Source organism: Devosia sp. CN2-171 (assembly GCF_049354815.1).
Classification (GTDB): domain Bacteria; phylum Pseudomonadota; class Alphaproteobacteria; order Rhizobiales; family Devosiaceae; genus Devosia_A.
Window position 1 is genome coordinate 1,463,136 of record NZ_CP186479.1, and the last position, 17,535, is coordinate 1,480,670.

The following is a 17,535-nucleotide window of genomic DNA, read 5'->3' on the forward strand; positions in this document are numbered from 1 at the left end:
GGAAATCCGCTATCCCGGCTGGCATGCAGATCGACAACCTACCGCCGCTGCGCGACGTCATCGCCGCGCATGATCTCAGGGCCAGGAAAGAACTCGGACAGAATTTCCTGCTCGACCTCAACCTCACCTCGCGCATTGCCCGTGCGGCCGGCGGGCTCGAGGGCGTGACCGTCATCGAGGTCGGGCCCGGTCCGGGCGGGCTGACCCGGGCCCTGCTCGCCGAGGCCGCGAAGAAGGTCATCGCCATCGAGCGCGACGAACGCGCCCTGCCCGCCCTTGCGGAAATCGCTGCGGCCTATCCCGGTCGGCTCGAGATCATCTCCGGCGATGCGCTGGAAATCGACTATGCGGCGCTGGCGGATGGGCCGACCAAGATCGTCGCCAACCTGCCCTACAATATCGGCACCGAGCTGCTCATCCGCTGGCTGACGGTCGATCCGTGGCCGCCTTATTTCGAGAGCCTGACCCTGATGTTCCAGCGCGAGGTGGCCGAGCGCATCATCGCCAAGGCGAACGATGATGCCTATGGCCGGCTCGGCGTGCTCTGCGGCTGGCGCACCGATGCGCGCATCGCCTTCAATGTCGGCCGCGAAGCCTTCACGCCGCCCCCCAAGGTCACCTCGAGCGTCGTGCACCTCAAGCCCAAGGCCAGCAGTGATGGTGTCGAAGTCCGCGACCTCGAAGCTGTGACGCGCGCCGCCTTCGGCCAGCGCCGCAAGATGGTGCGCCAGAGCCTCAAGTCGCTGGGCGTGCCCATGGAGCCGCTCCTCGCCGCCGGCGAACTCAAAGGCGACGAGCGGGCCGAGACCCTGCCGGTCGAGACATTCCTCAAGCTGGCGAAGGCCCGCCGCGTATGAGTGGCGTCATCGCGCTGGTCGCGGCGTTCCTGGCGTTCTCGGTGCCGATCGGCGTCCCGCTGTTCGTCCAGAACTGGCGGAGCTTCGCCATCGTCGTGGCGGCTGGCGCGCTGTTCTTCACCTGGGTGACATTCGACCTCGCTAACCCGGCCGGCATGACGCAGGCGCTCGGCCCCTTCGTCTTCGGCCTCGCACTCTTCGGGTTCGGCGCGGGCGTAATCGCGAAGTTCGTGATGCTGCTAGAGAGAAGGTGATTCAGACGATGGGCCTCTCCCGAGGGGGGATGCCTGGCGGCGAAGCCGCCGGTCCCTACCCGCTCACCGTCGGCTTGCTCACCGTCCCGTCGCTCGTCACCTCAACCTCGGCGACCGACATCGTCCGCTTGAGGATCGTCGCGGCGCGCGTCAGCAGCGCGGTGTTGACCTCGGCCGTGGTCATCCCGGTATGCGTATTGGCCCACACCTTCAGCGTCAGGTTGTGGTCGAATGCCTTGTGGGCGGTGATCTCACGCAAAACGACTTTGACTCTTGCCTGGGTCCGATCGGCAAAGGTCGGATGCCGGTGTAGATCGTCGATCGTGCATGCCTTTACTTCGAATGGCATGATCAGGTCCCCCGCATGCACAGACTCCGCCTGTTCCGGTCGTTCCGGAAGCAGGGCGGCGCGAACCATCCACAGATGTGCATGAGTTATCCACACACAGCTGATCGCAGAGTTAAGGCATTACCTTAACGGCATCGCCGTCTGATGACGGTCGAAGAGTTCACGATTTCCTCGCACCCTCTCCTAAAGAGAGTCGATCTGATCCTGCAAGTCCTTGACGAACTTATCCAATTGCAGGAAGCGTGAGCGCGTGAGGCGCGCCGCCGCGAGGATGGTGCGGACGCGGCTGGTCGAATCCTCGAGATCTTCGTTGATCAGCACGTAGTCGTACTCGTCATAGTGCTGCATCTCGATGCGGGCGTTCTTCAGGCGCTTCTCGATGGTGTCGACGCTGTCCTGAGCGCGGCGTTCGAGGCGCTTGCGCAGTTCCTTGATCGAAGGCGGCAGGATGAAGATCGTCACCATGTCGGCGCGGCACTTCTCGTAGAGCTGCAGCGTGCCTTGGTAATCGATGTCGAACAGGATGTCGCGGCCGGCCGAGAGGCGCTCCTCGACGCGCGAGCGAGGCGTGCCGTAGAAATTGCCGTGCACCTCGGCGCTCTCGAGCAGTTCGCCTTCGGCGCGCATCTTCTGGAACGTCGGCACGTCGATGAAGTGGTAGTGCTTGCCGTCGATCTCGTCGGTGCGGCGGGCCCGCGTGGTCACCGACACCGACAGCGCGATATTCGGATCGTCCTCGAACAGCGCCCGCGAAATGGACGATTTGCCCGCGCCCGAAGGCGAGGCCAATACCAGCATCACTCCACGGCGCGCATGTTCCATCGGCTACTCGATGTTCTGGACCTGCTCGCGGAGCTGATCGATCACGGCCTTCAGATCGAGGCCGATGGCGGTGAGCGCCACGTCATTGGACTTGGAGCAAAGCGTATTCGCTTCGCGGTTAAATTCCTGTGACAGGAAATCGAGCTTGCGGCCCACCGGGCCACCACCCGCGATCAGCTGACGCGCCGCAGCGATGTGGGCACCCAGCCGGTCGAGTTCCTCGCGGATATCTGCCTTGGTCGCGAGCAGCATCGCTTCCTGCGAGAGGCGCTCCTCGGAGAGGGTCGGGCTCGCCTCGGTCAGCTCGGCGATCTGCTGGCGCAGCCGGGCGAGAATGGCGTCGCGACTGCGGCCGGGATGGATTTCGGCGGCCTTGGTGAGGGCGGCAATCTCGTCGATGCGCTCGTTGAGGATGGCGGCAATCCGCCCCCCCTCCTCCCGTCGCGCGGCAACGAGCCCGGCGACAGCCCGCTCGGCTGCGGCGAGGATAGCCGCGTGCAGGGCTTCTTCGGCCTCGGCGGACATCGGGCTCTCGTGCTGCTCCAGCACACCGCGCAACGCGAGGATGCCATCGAGGCGCGGCTTGTCGGCGTCGACGCGGCCTTCGAGCCACTTGAAGCCATCGAGCACGGCCTCCAATGCCTGGTGGTTGACCACCACGCGGCCGCCCTCACCCTCGCGATCAACCGAGAGCGAAATCGTTAGCGATCCACGGGTGATGGATTTGCCGATCAGCCGCCGGATTTCGCCTTCCAGCGCGTCGAAGCCGGGGGCGAGCCGCATGCGCAGGTCGAGGCCGCGGCCATTCACCGATTTCAGCTCGATGGCGAAATCGACGCCGGGCAAGGCGCCGGCGGCACGGCCGTAGCCGGTCATGCTGGCGAGCGAAGCGGCCATTACTCGACGGTCTCGCCGGCGCCCTCGGCCTGCTCGGCCTCCAGTTCTTCCCTGGCGAGCTCAGAATCTGCCTCGGCAGCAGCCTTGCGGTAAAGCGTCACGTTCTTCCGGTGCTGGGCATAGGTCTCGGCGAACAGGTGCCCGTCGGCCGGGTCGGCGCTCTTGGCCACAAAATAGAGATCCTTGATCGCGGCCGGGTTGGCGACCGCCTTGAGCGCTGCCTCACCCGGATTGGCGATCGGGCCCGGCGGCAGGCCGTCGATCTGGTAGGTGTTGTAGGGCGTCTTGGCCTTGAGTTCCGACGAAGTCGGCCCCCGGCTGAGCACGGTCTTGCCCTCCGTGACGCCATAGAGAACCGTCGGGTCCGTCTGCAGCCGCATGCCCTTCTTCAACCGATTGATGAAGACGGCGGCCACCTGCGGGCGCTCACTCTCAAGGCCCGTTTCCTTCTCGACGATCGAGGCGAGCGTCACCATCTCCTCGGGCGACTTGATAACGCTGTCGATAGCGGGATCGCGCCCGGCCCAGATGGCGGCAACCTTGGCCTTCATCTCGGACTGCATCTTGTCGAGCACCGACTGGCGGGAATCGCCGGGGAAGAAGTCGTAGCGGATGGCGAGCAGCGAGCCCTCTGCCGGCAGGGGCACCGGCTCGCCCGTGAGGTTCGGATTGTCGGCGTTCAGCCGCTCGGCGACGAGGTAGGACGTATCGCCAGGGATCACATTGACGAAGAAGTCGAGCGGCTTACCCTCGGTGATCTCCTTGAGCACATCAGCCATCGAAGAGTTGGCCTTGAGCAGGTACACGCCCGCCTTGATGTCGCCCTCGCGCTTAAGCCCGCGGGTTCCGGCCCAGAACACCCAGTTCGAGGGCAGGAGTTTTCCGGACGGGATGATGCCCTGTTCCTGGAGCCGGTTCGCCGTGGTCATCACGGACGAGCCCCGCTCGACGGTGAAATTGGTGTCGGCCTTCACCGCCCCGGCTGTGTAGAATTCGTTGGCGCCGTAGAGGAAGACACCGACGGAGATGAGGATGCCGATCACGACAAGCGTCAGCAGCGCGTTCAGCACGCTGACCAGCCCGCCTCCGCGGCGCTTCCGCTTCTGTTTGCGCTCATCGGCCATCGGTCGCACCTCCCAATGCGACGACACCAGTCGCTGGAAATATTGACAACAGTACGAAAGCGGCGCCGCAGCGCCGTTATGCTAGCTCGCCTTGCGGAAGATCAGCGAAGCGTTGGTCCCGCCGAAGCCGAAGGAGTTGGAGAGCGCAACATTGATCTCCTTCTTCTTGGCCTTGTGGGGCACCAGGTCGATCACCGTCTCGACCGATGGATTGTCGAGGTTGATCGTCGGCGGCAGCATGCTGTCGCGCATGGCGAGGAGGCAGAAGATCGCCTCCACCGAACCGGCGGCGCCGAGCAGGTGCCCGATGGCCGATTTGGTCGAGCTCATCGCCGCCTTGCCGGCAGCAGCACCCAGCATGCGGGTGACAGAGCCGAGCTCGATCTCGTCGCCCAGCGGCGTCGAGGTGCCGTGGGCGTTGATGTAGTCGATCTCGGACACCGAGATGCCGGCCCGCTTTATGGCGGCCCCCATGGCGCGGAAGCCACCGTCGCCGTCCTCGGACGGGGCGGTAATGTGATAGGCGTCGCCGGAGAGGCCATAGCCCACCAGCTCGCCGTAGATCTTGGCGCCGCGGGCCTTGGCGCGCTCATATTCCTCGAGCACGACCACCCCGGCGCCCTCGCCCATGACGAAGCCGTCCCGGTCCTTGTCGTAAGGGCGGGAGCCCTTTTCGGGCGCATCGTTGAAATTGGTGGAAAGCGCACGGCAAGCAGCGAAACCGGCGATGGCGATACGGTTGACGCAGGATTCCGCGCCACCCGCCACCATCACATCGGCATCGCCCATGGCGATCAGCCGCCAGCTGTCGCCGATCGCATGTGCGCCGGTCGAGCAGGCGGTAACGACCGAGTGGTTCGGCCCCTTGAGGCCAAAGCGGATCGACACGTAGCCGGATGCGAGGTTGATCAGCCGGCCGGGAATGAAGAACGGGCTGATGCGGCGCGGCCCCTTCTCGTGCAGGATGATCGAGGTCTCGTAGATGCCGCCGAGGCCACCGATGCCGGAGCCGATCAGCGTACCGGTCCGCTCCTGCTCTTCCTTGGTCCTGGGTTCGACGCCGGCATCGTCGATGGCCTGCTTGGCCGCCGCCATGGCATAGACGATGAACGGATCAACCTTGCGCTGATCCTTCACATCCATCCATTCATCGCCATTGAACCCGCCCTCGGCATAGCTGCCGAGGGGGACCCGATGCGCGATCTGGCAGGCGAGATCGTCGACCTGGAAGTCATCGATCCGCTTGGCGCCGCTCTTACCGGCAAGAATATTGGACCAGGTTGCTTCGATCCCGCAGCCCAAAGGGCTGACGATCCCCATCCCGGTGACGACGACGCGGCGCAGTTCCATCGAAGAGATGCCGATTACCGGTCGGCGATTAGCCGACGGCCTTCGTCAGGTAGGCAACGGCGTCGCCGAAGCTCTGGATCGACTCCGCGGCATCGTCGGGGATCTCGACGTTGAATTCTTCCTCGAAAGCCATAACCAGCTCGACCTGATCGAGCGAGTCAGCGCCCAGATCGTCGATGAAGCTGGCCTTATCGACGACCTTCTCCGCATCGACGTTGAGGTGTTCGACAACGATCTTGCGGACGCGATCAGCGATATCGCTCATATTTGACTTCCCTTGTTACCAGACTGGTTGTTCGTTCTCATTCGGCCGGGAGGTGCTGGTTAGAGCTTTTCCTCAGACCTGCCGCCGTTCGCGGCCGACTGTAGGCCAGGGTTCCATACCCTCGCAAGTATGGTCCAAGCCTGAAATCAGCGGCGGAGGTAACACACTTCCCCCGCCAATGCCATATTCCGCGACGCCCGGTTTCCCCAGCCTTCGCGCTTGACCATGCTTAGAGCATCACCATGCCGCCGTTGACGTTCAAGGTATGGCCGGTGATGTAGCCCGCCTCGGCGGAGGCGAGGAACACCACAGCCGCCGCAACTTCATGGGCATTGCCCAGTCGTCCGGCCGGAACTTTGGTGAGAATGCTTTCGCGCTGCTTCTCGTTCAACTCGTCGGTCATGGCCGAGCCGATGAAGCCCGGCGCCACGGTGTTTACGGTGATATTGCGCGAGGCGACCTCGTAGGCCAGCGCCTTGCTCATGCCGATCAGGCCAGCCTTCGACGCCGCATAATTGCCCTGCCCCGGATTGCCGACCACGCCCACCACCGAGGCAATGCCGATGATGCGGCCGAAGCGCTGCTTCATCATGCCGCGCAGCACCGCGCGGGTGAGATGGAACGCCGAGGTGAGGTTCACCGCCAGCACCTCGTCCCACTCCTCGTCCTTCATGCGCATAAAGAGATTGTCACGGGTGACGCCGGCATTGTTGACGAGAATGTCGATCCCGCCCAGCGCCGCCTCGGCCGAGGGGACGAGCTTGTCGACCGCATCAAGGTCGGAGAGGTTGGTCGGGATGATCGGGTGATCGCCACCGCCGAGGGCATCGCGCGTTTCCTCGAGCGCACCAACCCGGGTGCCGCTCAACGCGACGCGAGCGCCCGCACCGGCGAGGGCCTTGGCAATCTCGCGTCCGATACCGCCGGAAGCTCCGGTGACGAGGGCGCGTTTGCCAGTCAGATCAAACATTTATCGGCTCCCTTGGAGAGTCTGATTCAAGCGGTGACTTCAGCCACGAACGCATCCACGTCCGCGGGCGCGCCGATGGAAACTGTCGCCGTCTCCGGCGCAATGCGCTTGGCCAGCCCGCTCAGCACCTTGCCCGAGCCGAGCTCGACCAGTTGCATCACGCCACCGTCCTTGACCAGCCACCCGACACATTCGGTCCAGCGGACCATGCCGGTGACCTGCTCAACGAGGCGCTTCTTGATTTCCTCGGGGTCCGAGATCGGCGCCGCCAGCACGTTGGCGACGACCGGCACCACCGGCGCCTTCACCGTCACCTGGTTCAGCGCATGCTCCATGGCATCGGCTGCAGGCCGCATCAGGGCACAGTGGAACGGGGCGCTCACCGGCAGCGGCAGGGCGCGCTTGGCACCAGCGGCCTTCAGCAGCTCGATCGCGCGGTTCACCGCTCCGACATGGCCAGAGATCACCACCTGGCCGGGCGCGTTGTCGTTGGCGACGCCGCAAACCTCACCATCCTGGGCATCATTGGCTGCCTTCAGCACCGTCTCGAGATCGAGCCCGAGGATCGCCGCCATGGCCCCCTGCCCAACCGGCACAGCCTGCTGCATGGCCTGGCCGCGGATCTTCAGCAGCCGCGCCGCATCGGCGAGGCTGAACGCTCCGGCCGCGGCCAGGGCCGAATACTCGCCGAGCGAGTGGCCGGCCACATAGGCCGCGTGATCCTTCAGCGATACGCCGCGCGCTTCGAGCACGCGCGTCACCGCGACGGAGACGGCCATCAGCGCGGGCTGGGCATTCTCGGTAAGGCGGAGCGTCTCGTCCGGCCCCTCGAACATGATGGCAGAGAGCTTGAACCCCAGCGCGTCGTCGACTTCGGCGAACACGTTGCGGGCCTCCTGGTAGGCGTCGGCAAGGTCCTTGCCCATGCCCACGGCCTGGCTACCCTGGCCGGGGAAGGTGAATGCGCGCTTGGTCACTAAGGCCTCCGCCGATTATTCTTGATCTTGAGGCCAGCCTAAGCCCCGCCCGGACCAGCGTCCAGTTGGCGGCGGCGTTTGCCGGAGGGGGATGGCAAAGTCAAGGCGGGGCGGCAGTTTAGTCGAATTTCACCGCCGTCGTGTTGGCGCCGCAGAGCAGCACCCCCACCCGCTCGCCCGGCGCGGGCACGTATCGGCCCGACAGCAGCGCGGCCAAAGCTGCTGCGCCACCCGGCTCAGCGACCACGCGCAGCACATCCCAGATCTTCTTCTGCGCCGCGACGATCGCCTCGTCCGTCACCAGCACCGTACGGTCGATATAGCCCGAGAGTGCGAAGCACAGCGCGCCGATACGGCGGGCGCCGAGACTGTCAGCGGCCACGCCACTCACCGGCACATCGACCGGATGGCCGGCCTTGGTGGCCTCATAAAGCGTCGCCGCGTTTTCCGGTTCGACCCCCATGATGCGCACCTTGCCCTCGGCCGCCGCGGCTATGCCGCCGATCAAGCCGCCGCCGCCAACCGCGACGAGCAGCGTATCGATGCCAGGGGACTGTTCCAGCCACTCGAGCCCGACCATGCCCTGCCCGCTCAGCGTCTCGAAGCCGTCATAGGCGTGGACCTCGATCAGCCCGTGCTCGGCCGCGAAAGTCCGGCTCGCCGCGTAAGCGTCGGCATAGGCCTCGCCGCCGACGGTGATTTCGGCGCCATACTGCTTTATGCGGTCTATCTTGGCCGGCGAGGAGATGCGCGGCACGTAGATATGCGCCTTGATGCCAAGCTTCATGGCGGCAAAGGCCACGGCCGCGCCGTGATTGCCGCCCGAAGCCGCGACCACGCCACGCTCGGCGCCCTCGCGCAGCAGCAGGTTGGCGAAGGCGCCGCGCGCCTTGAACGTGCCCGAGTGCTGCATGAACTCGAGCTTGAACGCCAGCGGCGCGCCGCGGAGGCCGAAATCCTCGGGCGCCGTCTCTATTACCGGCGTACGCCGGACATGGCTGCGGATCACCGCTTCGGTGGCGCGAACGGCGTTGCGATCGGGGATGCTGAGGGGCGCGCTGACGGCGGCAGTCATATCGTGGGGGGAACCTTGAGGAGTTGGAGCCGCCTCGTTTGCATGGCACAATAGCGTTGTGGCGAAAAGAGGTCGCGGCGCATGGGCAGGATCAATTCCGACTGGCACAAGGCCAACCGCATGCCCGCGAACCCGACCAAGAAGCAGCGCGCCGAGTGGCACTTCGAGCACGCCAAACACTGCGCCTGCCGCGCGCTAACCCCGTCCATCGTCTCCCTGCTGGTCTCGCAGGGCTTCGACGTGCCGAAGGAAGCGCGGCTGGCGTAAGCCCGCGCCGCTTGCCATCCCGGCCCTTTTCCCCTATAGCCCCGCTCACATTCGTCGGCCGGGGGCTGAACGGAGGGTCTTGCCATTGGTGAGATAGGGTCCGCCCGTCCTCCCGTGTTCCCGCTTCTTAGAAGACTGCTTTGACGCCTTTCCGGCTTCAAGGAGGCTCCGCGCCGAGGGGATGTGTTGTGAACCAACTTGAAGGAAGGCGCTTATGGCCCTTTACGAACACATTTTCCTGGCCCGCCAGGACGTGTCCCCGACCCAGGTCGAGGAACTGACCACGGCTTTCACCGACCTGATCACCCAGGGCGGTGGCAAGGTCACCAAGAACGAGTACTGGGGCCTGAAGTCCCTCTCGTACCGCATCAACAAGAACCGCAAGGCGCACTACACGCTGCTCAACATCGACGCGCCGCACTCGGCCGTTGCCGAGATGGAGCGTCAGCAGGGCCTCAGCGAAGACATCCTCCGCTTCATGACCATCCGCGTCGATGAGCTCGAGGAAGGCCCGTCGGCCATGATGCAGAAGCGCGATCGCGATGACGATCGTGGCGAGCGCGGTGGTCCGCGCGGTGATCGTGGCGGTTTCGACCGCGGCGACCGTCGCCCGCCCCGCCGGTTCTGATTCTGGAAGGATAGAGAAAAATGGCAATCAAAGAACTCACCACCCAGACCGCCCGCCGTCCGTTCCAGCGCCGTCGCAAGACCTGCCCGTTCTCGGGCCCGAACGCGCCCAAGATCGACTACAAGGACGTCCGTCTGCTGCAGCGCTACGTTTCCGAGCGCGGCAAGATCGTCCCCTCCCGCATCACCGCGGTTTCCGCCCTGAAGCAGCGCGAACTGGCCAAGGCCATCAAGCGCGCCCGCTTCATCGGCATCATGCCCTACGCCGTTCAGTAAGAACGCACTGGGACTCGCTGGGGTCGCGAATGGTTCGCGGCTCCTAACCGTTCGACCCGAACGGGACAGCTAAGGAAAGCACCATGAAAGTCATTCTGCTCGAGCGCATCGGCAAGCACGGTCACATCGGCGACGAAGTGAGCGTGAAGGACGGTTTCGCCCGTAACTTCCTCCTCCCCACCGGCCGCGCGCTCCGCGCCACCGAAGCCAACCGTAAGCGCTTCGAGCGCGACAAGGACGATATCGAGAAGCGCAACCAGGAGCGTCGCGAGGCCGCTGCCGGCATCGCTTCGGGCCTCAACGGCAAGACGGTGGTCATCATCCGCCAGGCCGGCGAAACCGGCCAGCTCTACGGCTCGGTCTCCTCGCGTGACGTAGCCGACGCACTTATCGCTGAAGGCTTCAGCGTTTCGCGTTCGCAGGTCGATCTCGCGAACCCGATCAAGAACGTCGGCGTTCACGCCGTGCCGCTGCACCTGCACGCGGAAGTCGCAGTGTCGATCAACGTCAACGTTGCTCGCTCCGAGGACGAGGCTGCCCGCCAGGCAGCCGGCGAAGACCTGACCGCGATCAACTACGATGACGAAGCAAACGAAGCCTTCGCCGCCGAGCAGCAGGCCGCGACTGCCGACCTCGACACCAGCGAAGAATAACGGTTTCGATCATTTCGACTGCAAAGGCCGGGAGCGATCCCGGCCTTTTTCGTTATGCGGCGCCGATACCCATCCGCGCCAGCAGGTGGTCGCGGCGGATGAACTGATGATAGAGGGCGGCGCCGATATGAAGCGCCAGCAGCCCCAGCATCAGGCGCGAAACGACGCCGTGGACAGCCCGTGGCAAAACAGTCTCGAGGTTCGGCAAGGTCGCGGACCCGACGATCGCCGGCAGCGCTCCGGACAGCACGATGGTGGCGATACCGCTCGAGGCGGTGACCAGCACCACGACATAGAGTCCGATATGGGTGGCCCTCGCCACCCACTGCTGCCAGGCCGGCTGGCCGGCGGGCAGCGCCGGACGCTTGTCGGCGACGAACCACCAGACAATCCGGAACAGCGTCAGCACCAGCACCCCTGCCCCAAGCGGGGTATGGGCGCGCAGCAGCGCAACCTTGGCATCCGAATCCACCTGCGCCGCGGCGAGGAGGCCCGTCGCGAACAACAGCACGATCATCAATGCGGACAGCCAGTGGATGGCGACGGCGACGCTGCCGTAGCGGCTCGAAGTGCTCTTCAAAGACATTGGAATCTCCTTGCGTCCAACGCTCCCTTGGGATTTACATAGCACACTATGAATTTAAATAGCAAGCTATGCACATGAGCTATGTTCGCGAGACTTCGGCCGGCTATCTCACCAACTGGGCGGCGCGCCTGTTCGCGCGGGCGCTGGAGCGGCGGCTGGGAACCGGCTCAGGCCCGATGCCGGTGTTCTTCGCGCTTCAGGATGGACGCGCCCTGACGCAGAAAGAGCTCGCGATCTCCGCGACGGTGGAGCAGCCGACGATGGCCAACACCCTCAACCGCATGGAGCGCGACGGCCTCGTCGTCCGCACGCCCGACCCCAACGACCGGCGCAGCGCGCAGGTGTCGCTTACCCCCCTCGGGCTGGAGCGAGCCGAAGCCGCATTCAAGGTCGCCCTCGAGGTCAACGGTATCGCGACGGACCCACTGAAGCCCGAGGAACGGCCGCTCTTCTACGATATGATGCGACGTATCGTGGCGGCGCTTGAGCGCGACACTAACGCCGACTAGGCAGCGAATCGCCTGCCGGCCGAGGTGGCTGGAATGCAACTTCCCGCCTTGGTTTCCCCCGCTTTCAACACTACCCACAAGCTGCCGCGCGAGCGGCGCGATTCGGTCACGGCTGCGTCACAAATGATGCGGGCTCGGCGGACCGGCGCTGGTAAGCAGAACGTTAACGAGCGAGGGGGAGAATCCGAGTCGCCATGGCCGACAACAACGTGCATCGCCTGCGTCCGGAAGACGAGAAAGCCTTCCGCCTCGCGCCCCACAACGTGGAGGCGGAGCAGGCCCTGCTTGGCGCTGTTCTCGTGAACAACGAGGCCTTCTACCGCGTGTCGGACTTCCTGATGCCGGAGCACTTCTACGAGCCGATCCACCGCACGATCTACGAGGTGGTGGCCAAGATCATCCGTGCCGGCAAGACGGCGACGCCGATCACCGCCAAGACCTATCTCGCCGACCAGCTGACTGCCGAAATGACCATGCCGCAGTACCTGGCGCGGCTCGCGGCGGAAGCCACTACCGTCCTCAACGCGGCCGACTATGGCCAGAGCATCTACGATCTCGCGATCCGCCGGAACCTGATCCAGATCGGCGAGGAGATGGTGCAGACCGCCTACGACTCCGACGTCGAGGCAACCGCCAACAAGCAGATCGAGGAAGCCGAAAAGCAGCTCTTCGACCTCGCCGAGAAGGGCCGCTACGACGGCGGCTTCCAGACTTTCAGCGCCGCGCTGACCGAAGCCATCAAGATGGCCGGCGAAGCCTATGGCCGCGACGGCTCGCTGTCGGGTACCGCCACCGGCCTCACCGATCTCGATCGGCTGATGGGCGGGCTGCAGCGCAGCGACTTGATCATCCTCGCGGCCCGTCCCGCCATGGGCAAGACGGCGCTCGCCACCAACATCGCCTTCCATGTCGCCAAGAACTTCAAGGGCGAAGTGCAGGCGGACGGTCACATCAAGACCGTCGATGGCGGGCATGTCGGCTTCTTCTCGCTCGAAATGAGCGCCGAGCAGCTCGCGACCCGCGTGCTCGCCGAGCAGGCCGAGATCTCCTCGGCCGACATCCGGCGCGGCAATATCCACGAGAGCCAGTTCTCGAAACTCGTCGATACATCGAACCTGATGGCGCAAGTGCCACTCTATATCGACGACACCGGCGGCATCTCCGTCGCCCAGCTCGCGGCTCGCGCGCGGCGCCTCAAGCGCCAAAAGGGCCTCGACCTGCTGATCGTCGACTACCTGCAGCTGCTCTCCGGCTCGTCCAAGAAGGCGAGCGAGAACCGGGTGCAGGAACTCACCGAGATCACCACCACGCTCAAGGCGCTGGCGAAAGAACTCGAAGTGCCGATCATTGCGCTCAGCCAGTTGAGCCGACAGGTCGAAAATCGCGAGGACAAGCATCCGCAGCTTGCAGACCTGCGCGAATCCGGTTCCATCGAACAGGACGCCGACGTGGTCCTCTTCGTTTATCGCGAAGAGTACTACCTCAAGAACAAGGAGCCCAAAGAGGGCACGCCGGAACATCTGGCGTGGCAGGGCGAGATGGAACAAGTGCACGGGAAAGCCGAAGTCATCATCGGCAAGCAGCGACACGGCCCGACGGGCACCGTGCAGCTCAGCTTTGAGGGCCAGTTCACCCGCTTCGGCAACCTTGCGCGCGCCGATTACCTGCCGGAGAGGATGGAATAGTGATGGCGGCACCGGCCATTGCGACCGGTTACGGCGGGCGACTGACGGTCGACCTGGGCGCGCTGAAGCGCAACTGGATTGCCCTCAGCAAGGTGAGCCGCGGCGCGCTGACGGGCGCCGTGGTGAAGGCCGACGCCTATGGCACCGGCATCACCCAGGCCTCGCGCGCCTTCCACGAAGCAGGCGCCCGGTTCTTCTTCGCCGCCACTCCCGATGAGGGCATCGCCGTCCGCGCCGCCCTGCCCGAGGACGCGCATATCTTCATTCTCTCCGGGCTCTATCCCGGTTCGGCCCCGCTCTATGTCGGCGAACGGCTGATGCCCTGCATCGCTTCGATCCCGATGCTCGAGGAATGGCTACAGGCCTGCATCGCCTCCAACCAGGCGCTGCCGGCGGCGCTCCACTTCGACACCGGCATCAACCGGCTCGGCTTCCGGCTGAACGAAGTCTCGATCGTCAAGCGCATGATCGACCAGATCGGCTACCAGCCGCAGATGATCATGAGCCACCTCGCCTGCGCCGATACCCCGGCGCATGAGAAGAACCGCACGCAACTGGCTCTCTTCACCTCGGTGATGGCGCAGTTCCCGGGCATTCCGGCCTCGCTCTCCAATTCGGCCGGGCTGATGACCAACCGCGAGAACCACTTCCAGATGGTCCGCCCGGGCATCGCCCTCTATGGCGGCCGCGCCGTTGCTGGCCGTCGCAACCCGATGGCGCCGGTGGTGACGCTCGAGGCGCCGGTGCTGATGACCAAGGACGTCAAGACCGGCGAGACAGTCGGCTATGGCGCGCTGCAGACGATGAGCCAGGACAGCCGCATCGCGGTCGTCGCCATCGGCTACGCCGACGGCTTCTTCCGCTCGCTCAGCTCGTCCAACAACCACCGCGGCACCAACGTTGCGATCCGCGGCCAGCTTTGCCCTGTCGTCGGCCGCGTCTCGATGGACATGATCGGCGTCGACGTCACCGACCTGTCCGAGCCGCCAAGACCCGGCGAAATGGTCGAGATCCTCGGCCCGCACGTATCGGTGGACGATCACGCCGATGTTGCCAACACCATCGGCTACGAAGTGCTGACCAGCCTCAAGGGGCGGTATACGCGGCAATACACCGAGGGTGCGTCGCCCACGGGCTGACATCCACCGGCGCCTCTGTATCCTCCCCCGCGGGGACCAGCGAGGCTGGTGGAGGGGCAGCCGTCTATCTCTTTTCGCCTCTCTTGTCCCCCCATTCCTCCACCCGTCGTATTCTCCTCGCGTCCAGTCACGGGCGGCGGTCGCGACGAACGAACGGTGAGTGGACATCGGGAGCCATGGCAGTCGTGTCATGGCGGGTTTGTGGGACCGACAACCGACCACCCATCCGGGCTCCGATGCAGTAATGCAGACGAGAGGTGCGATGGGGGCACGCTCCTTGGATTCCACCGATCCTACTCATCCCTTTGAGGACCGGCGCGGCGACGGCCGTTTCATTTGCGGACTAACCGCGTGGCCGAAAACCGCGCCGGTCCCCGCCCACCCAATACTCCGGAGCCAAAGGGCGGCCGGATGTAGCAGCGCGTCCAATGGAGGCCCTAGTCCAGCCCACAACCAGCTGTCATCCCTGCGAAGGCAGGGATCCAAACTTCCGCCCGCGCCAGCTGCAAGCTGGATCCCAGCCTGCGCTGGGATGACACCGAGTCAGTGGCACGGTCCTGGTCCTCGACCCATCCACCATGTCACACCCCGTCGCAGAAGACACCGCTGGGGACCACCCATCGTTCACTCTTCGTTCTTGCCTTCCAACGTATCCTCAGCTACCAGTCGAAGACCTATCGGGGCTCTCCATGGCGCGCACCAAGACCAACTGTGTCTGCCAGGCCTGTGGCGCTGTCACAGCGCAATGGCAGGGGCGCTGCGAAGCCTGCGGCGAATGGAACACAATTTCGGAGGAGATTGTCGACTCGGGTGTCGGCGCCGGCCCGAAATCCGCTACAGCGGCCGGCCGGCCGATCCAGCTCGTGCCACTCGCCGGCGAGATCGAGACGGCGGCACGCGTCACAACCGGGATCAGCGAACTCGACCGGGTGACCGGCGGTGGTTTCGTCAAGGGCTCGGCCGTCCTCGTGGGCGGTGACCCCGGCATCGGCAAGTCGACACTGCTGCTGCAGGCGGCCGCAGCTATGGCGCAGCTCGGACGCCGCGTCGTCTATGTCTCGGGCGAAGAGGCGGTGGCGCAGGTGCGGCTACGCGCGCAGCGGCTGGAACTCAGCGAAAGCGATGTGCTGCTCGCCTCGGAAACCAATGTCGAGATCATCCTCGCCACCCTGCAGAACGGCCCTGCCCCCGATCTCGTGATCATCGATTCGATCCAGACCCTGTGGACCGACCGCGTCGAGAGCGCGCCGGGCACGGTGACGCAAGTACGCACCTCTGCGCAGGCGCTCACGCGCTTCGCCAAGAAGTCCGGCGCGGCAGTAGTGCTGGTCGGGCACGTCACGAAGGACGGGCAGATTGCCGGGCCACGCGTCGTCGAGCACATGGTCGACGCGGTGCTCTATTTCGAGGGCGATGCCAGCCACACTTTCCGCATTCTGCGCGGGGTGAAGAATCGTTACGGCGCCACCGACGAGATCGGCGTGTTCGAGATGTCGACGCTGGGCCTGCGCGAGGTCGCCAATCCCTCCGCGCTCTTCCTTGAGCAGCGCGACAAGGATTCGGCGGGCTCTGCCGTCTTCGCCGGCATGGAAGGGACCCGCCCGGTGCTGTGCGAAATCCAGGCACTGGTCTCCCCGTCCCCACTCGGCACGCCGCGACGCGCCGTGATCGGCTGGGATTCCTCTCGGCTTTCGATGGTCCTCGCTGTGCTCGAAACCCGCTGCGGCGTCAGGATCGGCGCCAACGACATCTACCTGAATGTCGCCGGTGGGCTGAAGATCAACGAGCCGGCCGCGGACCTCGCGGTTGCCGCGGCGCTGATCTCGTCCCTCACCGGCTCGCCCCTCCCCTCGAGCAACGTCTATTTCGGCGAGATCTCGCTCGCCGGTGGCGTGCGGCCGGTGGCGCATGCGGCACTGCGCCTGCGCGAGGCGCAGAAGCTCGGCTTCCAGGGGGCCGTGACGGGGCGGTTGGGCAAGGGCGACCTGCCGGGCGGGATCGCGGTGGGCGAATATGCCGAACTCGCCGAGCTCATCGGCAAGATCGCGGCCCGCGGCCAGCGGCAGGCGGCGGAGTAGCGGTTTGGCCACGCGCCGCGCTTTCCGTGAACATCGGGCATGCAGCCCCGCGAGTCGACTTGGCTTTGCCCGGATTAGCGGCTACATGGGGCTTGAAGCGGGTCCGGATCAGCGGGTTTCTACATGTTGACTGCATTCGACGTCGGTGTCGGCGTGCTCGTGCTGATCTCGGCGATCCTGGCCACGGCCCGCGGCTTCACCCGCGAAGTCCTGTCGCTGGCCACCTGGGCCGGTGCTGCCGCGATTGCCGCTTACCTGGTGCTCTATCAGGCCGATCTGATCAAACCCTATTTCGCCGATGACATCGTCGGAAAGCTCGTCGTCGGTATCGGCAGCTTCCTCATCGCGCTCATCGTGCTGCATCTCATCACGATGCAGATCGCGGATTTCGTCGTCGACAGCAGAATCGGTCCGCTTGATCGCACGCTCGGCTTCGTCTTCGGCGTGGCCCGTGGCGTGCTGATCGCGGTGGTGTTCGTCATCTTCGGCGGCAACCTGCTCAATCTCAGCGGGCAATCCTGGGCCAAGGATTCGCGATCCTGGCCAGTGCTGGCCGATGTCGGCGATAGCCTGATGGCGGTTTTGCCGGACGACTTCGAAAAGCAGATCAGTACATTGCTGCAGCGCGGCACCGGTGGCGAAGACGAGTCGCCGACCGAGGCGCCGACGACGCCGGAAGCACCGCCGGACGACAGCACCGACGTACCGGAAGACGCGACTCCGCCGGAGCCGTCGGCCACCAACACCTGATGACGTTCAGGTGACGACATTGCAA

21 protein-coding genes are annotated in these 17,535 nt (G+C 65.1%); 11 read left to right on the forward strand and 10 right to left on the reverse strand.

Features of this window, described 5'->3' with window-relative positions:
• Positions 1–23 precede the first annotated feature (23 nt).
• The gene (gene rsmA, locus ACOYW5_RS07305) at positions 24–857 is read left to right on the forward strand and encodes a 16S rRNA (adenine(1518)-N(6)/adenine(1519)-N(6))-dimethyltransferase RsmA (RefSeq protein ID WP_423068589.1); all 834 of its coding nucleotides are present in this window, start codon (positions 24–26) and stop codon (positions 855–857) included.
• Positions 854–1,111, forward strand: a complete 258-nt coding sequence (locus ACOYW5_RS07310; RefSeq protein ID WP_423068590.1) for a hypothetical protein — start codon at positions 854–856, stop codon at positions 1,109–1,111. The genes rsmA and ACOYW5_RS07310 overlap by 4 nt, the downstream gene beginning before the upstream one ends.
• 55 nt (positions 1,112–1,166) lie before the next feature.
• Here the strand turns inward: ACOYW5_RS07310 and ACOYW5_RS07315 are convergent, their stop codons facing one another.
• From ACOYW5_RS07315 to ACOYW5_RS07355, 9 genes are all read right to left on the reverse strand, one after another.
• Positions 1,167–1,529, reverse strand: coding sequence for a hypothetical protein (locus ACOYW5_RS07315; RefSeq protein WP_423068591.1), 363 nt, complete (start codon positions 1,527–1,529; stop codon positions 1,167–1,169).
• 114 nt (positions 1,530–1,643) lie between these two features.
• Complete coding sequence (gene gmk / locus ACOYW5_RS07320; RefSeq protein ID WP_423068592.1) at positions 1,644–2,282, reverse strand: guanylate kinase; 639 nt, start codon at positions 2,280–2,282, stop codon at positions 1,644–1,646.
• Positions 2,283–2,285: 3 nt separating this feature from the next.
• Positions 2,286–3,179 carry a YicC/YloC family endoribonuclease gene (locus ACOYW5_RS07325; protein ID WP_423068593.1) on the reverse strand — a complete coding sequence of 298 codons (894 nt, stop codon included), beginning with the start codon at positions 3,177–3,179 and terminating at the stop codon, positions 2,286–2,288.
• Positions 3,179–4,303, reverse strand: a complete 1,125-nt coding sequence (gene mltG / locus ACOYW5_RS07330; protein ID WP_423068594.1) for an endolytic transglycosylase MltG — start codon at positions 4,301–4,303, stop codon at positions 3,179–3,181. The genes ACOYW5_RS07325 and mltG overlap by 1 nt, the downstream gene beginning before the upstream one ends.
• A gap of 81 nt (positions 4,304–4,384) precedes the next feature.
• A complete protein-coding gene (fabF, locus tag ACOYW5_RS07335; RefSeq protein ID WP_423069423.1) occupies positions 4,385–5,647 on the reverse strand; it encodes a beta-ketoacyl-ACP synthase II in 1,263 nt (420 codons plus the stop codon).
• A 34-nt stretch (positions 5,648–5,681) separates the two neighbouring features.
• Positions 5,682–5,918: an acyl carrier protein gene (locus ACOYW5_RS07340; RefSeq protein ID WP_423068595.1), complete on the reverse strand. Its 237-nt coding sequence runs from the start codon at positions 5,916–5,918 to the stop codon at positions 5,682–5,684.
• Between the two features lie 229 nt (positions 5,919–6,147).
• Positions 6,148–6,888 (reverse strand): 3-oxoacyl-[acyl-carrier-protein] reductase, encoded by a 741-nt coding sequence (gene fabG, locus ACOYW5_RS07345; RefSeq protein WP_423068596.1) that lies wholly within the window; start codon positions 6,886–6,888, stop codon positions 6,148–6,150.
• 26 nt (positions 6,889–6,914) lie between these two features.
• Positions 6,915–7,865, reverse strand: coding sequence for an ACP S-malonyltransferase (gene fabD / locus ACOYW5_RS07350; protein ID WP_423068597.1), 951 nt, complete (start codon positions 7,863–7,865; stop codon positions 6,915–6,917).
• 118 nt (positions 7,866–7,983) lie between these two features.
• On the reverse strand, positions 7,984–8,940 hold the full coding sequence (locus tag ACOYW5_RS07355; RefSeq protein WP_423068598.1) for a threonine/serine dehydratase: 957 nt from the start codon (positions 8,938–8,940) through the stop codon (positions 7,984–7,986).
• An 81-nt stretch (positions 8,941–9,021) separates the two neighbouring features.
• On the opposite strand from ACOYW5_RS07355, the gene ACOYW5_RS07360 reads away from it, so the two are divergent.
• From ACOYW5_RS07360 to rplI, 4 genes are all read left to right on the forward strand, one after another.
• A complete protein-coding gene (locus tag ACOYW5_RS07360; protein WP_423068599.1) occupies positions 9,022–9,207 on the forward strand; it encodes a hypothetical protein in 186 nt (61 codons plus the stop codon).
• Between the two features lie 214 nt (positions 9,208–9,421).
• Positions 9,422–9,835 carry a 30S ribosomal protein S6 gene (gene rpsF / locus ACOYW5_RS07365; RefSeq protein WP_423068600.1) on the forward strand — a complete coding sequence of 138 codons (414 nt, stop codon included), beginning with the start codon at positions 9,422–9,424 and terminating at the stop codon, positions 9,833–9,835.
• Positions 9,836–9,855: 20 nt separating this feature from the next.
• Positions 9,856–10,110 carry a 30S ribosomal protein S18 gene (rpsR, locus tag ACOYW5_RS07370; protein WP_423068601.1) on the forward strand — a complete coding sequence of 85 codons (255 nt, stop codon included), beginning with the start codon at positions 9,856–9,858 and terminating at the stop codon, positions 10,108–10,110.
• Between the two features lie 83 nt (positions 10,111–10,193).
• A complete protein-coding gene (gene rplI, locus ACOYW5_RS07375; protein WP_423068602.1) occupies positions 10,194–10,763 on the forward strand; it encodes a 50S ribosomal protein L9 in 570 nt (189 codons plus the stop codon).
• A 52-nt stretch (positions 10,764–10,815) separates the two neighbouring features.
• Here rplI and ACOYW5_RS07380 read toward each other — a convergent pair whose 3' ends face one another.
• Positions 10,816–11,349 (reverse strand): cytochrome b, encoded by a 534-nt coding sequence (locus ACOYW5_RS07380; protein WP_423068603.1) that lies wholly within the window; start codon positions 11,347–11,349, stop codon positions 10,816–10,818.
• A gap of 74 nt (positions 11,350–11,423) precedes the next feature.
• Here ACOYW5_RS07380 and ACOYW5_RS07385 point away from each other — a divergent pair, with 74 nt between their 5' ends.
• The 5 genes from ACOYW5_RS07385 to ACOYW5_RS07405 all read left to right on the forward strand — a co-directional run bounded on the left by ACOYW5_RS07385 (position 11,424) and on the right by ACOYW5_RS07405 (position 17,510).
• On the forward strand, positions 11,424–11,858 hold the full coding sequence (locus tag ACOYW5_RS07385; RefSeq protein WP_423068604.1) for a MarR family winged helix-turn-helix transcriptional regulator: 435 nt from the start codon (positions 11,424–11,426) through the stop codon (positions 11,856–11,858).
• A gap of 194 nt (positions 11,859–12,052) precedes the next feature.
• Positions 12,053–13,543 (forward strand): replicative DNA helicase, encoded by a 1,491-nt coding sequence (locus tag ACOYW5_RS07390; RefSeq protein ID WP_423068605.1) that lies wholly within the window; start codon positions 12,053–12,055, stop codon positions 13,541–13,543.
• A 2-nt stretch (positions 13,544–13,545) separates the two neighbouring features.
• Complete coding sequence (alr, locus tag ACOYW5_RS07395; protein ID WP_423068606.1) at positions 13,546–14,682, forward strand: alanine racemase; 1,137 nt, start codon at positions 13,546–13,548, stop codon at positions 14,680–14,682.
• 689 nt (positions 14,683–15,371) lie between these two features.
• Entirely contained in the window at positions 15,372–16,760 is a 1,389-nt protein-coding gene (gene radA, locus ACOYW5_RS07400) for a DNA repair protein RadA (protein WP_423068607.1), read from the forward strand.
• A gap of 123 nt (positions 16,761–16,883) precedes the next feature.
• The gene (locus ACOYW5_RS07405) at positions 16,884–17,510 is read left to right on the forward strand and encodes a CvpA family protein (protein WP_423068608.1); all 627 of its coding nucleotides are present in this window, start codon (positions 16,884–16,886) and stop codon (positions 17,508–17,510) included.
• Positions 17,511–17,535: the final 25 nt, after the last annotated feature.

Excerpts from the sequence above, each read along its gene's own strand:
- ACOYW5_RS07325 (WP_423068593.1), bottom strand. The coding sequence starts at position 3,179 with ATGGCCGCTTCGCTCGCCAGCATGACCGGCTACGGCCGTGCCGCCGGC.
- rpsF (WP_423068600.1), top strand. The coding sequence starts at position 9,422 with ATGGCCCTTTACGAACACATTTTCCTGGCCCGCCAGGACGTGTCCCCG.
- ACOYW5_RS07390 (WP_423068605.1), top strand. The coding sequence starts at position 12,053 with ATGGCCGACAACAACGTGCATCGCCTGCGTCCGGAAGACGAGAAAGCC.
- mltG (WP_423068594.1), bottom strand. The coding sequence starts at position 4,303 with ATGGCCGATGAGCGCAAACAGAAGCGGAAGCGCCGCGGAGGCGGGCTG.
- gmk (WP_423068592.1), bottom strand. The coding sequence starts at position 2,282 with ATGGAACATGCGCGCCGTGGAGTGATGCTGGTATTGGCCTCGCCTTCG.
- ACOYW5_RS07355 (WP_423068598.1), bottom strand. The coding sequence starts at position 8,940 with ATGACTGCCGCCGTCAGCGCGCCCCTCAGCATCCCCGATCGCAACGCC.
- ACOYW5_RS07380 (WP_423068603.1), bottom strand. The coding sequence starts at position 11,349 with ATGTCTTTGAAGAGCACTTCGAGCCGCTACGGCAGCGTCGCCGTCGCC.
- fabG (WP_423068596.1), bottom strand. The coding sequence starts at position 6,888 with ATGTTTGATCTGACTGGCAAACGCGCCCTCGTCACCGGAGCTTCCGGC.
- ACOYW5_RS07340 (WP_423068595.1), bottom strand. The coding sequence starts at position 5,918 with ATGAGCGATATCGCTGATCGCGTCCGCAAGATCGTTGTCGAACACCTC.
- ACOYW5_RS07315 (WP_423068591.1), bottom strand. The coding sequence starts at position 1,529 with ATGGTTCGCGCCGCCCTGCTTCCGGAACGACCGGAACAGGCGGAGTCT.
- ACOYW5_RS07385 (WP_423068604.1), top strand. The coding sequence starts at position 11,424 with ATGAGCTATGTTCGCGAGACTTCGGCCGGCTATCTCACCAACTGGGCG.
- radA (WP_423068607.1), top strand. The coding sequence starts at position 15,372 with ATGGCGCGCACCAAGACCAACTGTGTCTGCCAGGCCTGTGGCGCTGTC.
- ACOYW5_RS07310 (WP_423068590.1), top strand. The coding sequence starts at position 854 with ATGAGTGGCGTCATCGCGCTGGTCGCGGCGTTCCTGGCGTTCTCGGTG.
- ACOYW5_RS07360 (WP_423068599.1), top strand. The coding sequence starts at position 9,022 with ATGGGCAGGATCAATTCCGACTGGCACAAGGCCAACCGCATGCCCGCG.
- ACOYW5_RS07405 (WP_423068608.1), top strand. The coding sequence starts at position 16,884 with ATGTTGACTGCATTCGACGTCGGTGTCGGCGTGCTCGTGCTGATCTCG.
- alr (WP_423068606.1), top strand. The coding sequence starts at position 13,546 with ATGGCGGCACCGGCCATTGCGACCGGTTACGGCGGGCGACTGACGGTC.
- rpsR (WP_423068601.1), top strand. The coding sequence starts at position 9,856 with ATGGCAATCAAAGAACTCACCACCCAGACCGCCCGCCGTCCGTTCCAG.
- rplI (WP_423068602.1), top strand. The coding sequence starts at position 10,194 with ATGAAAGTCATTCTGCTCGAGCGCATCGGCAAGCACGGTCACATCGGC.
- rsmA (WP_423068589.1), top strand. The coding sequence starts at position 24 with ATGCAGATCGACAACCTACCGCCGCTGCGCGACGTCATCGCCGCGCAT.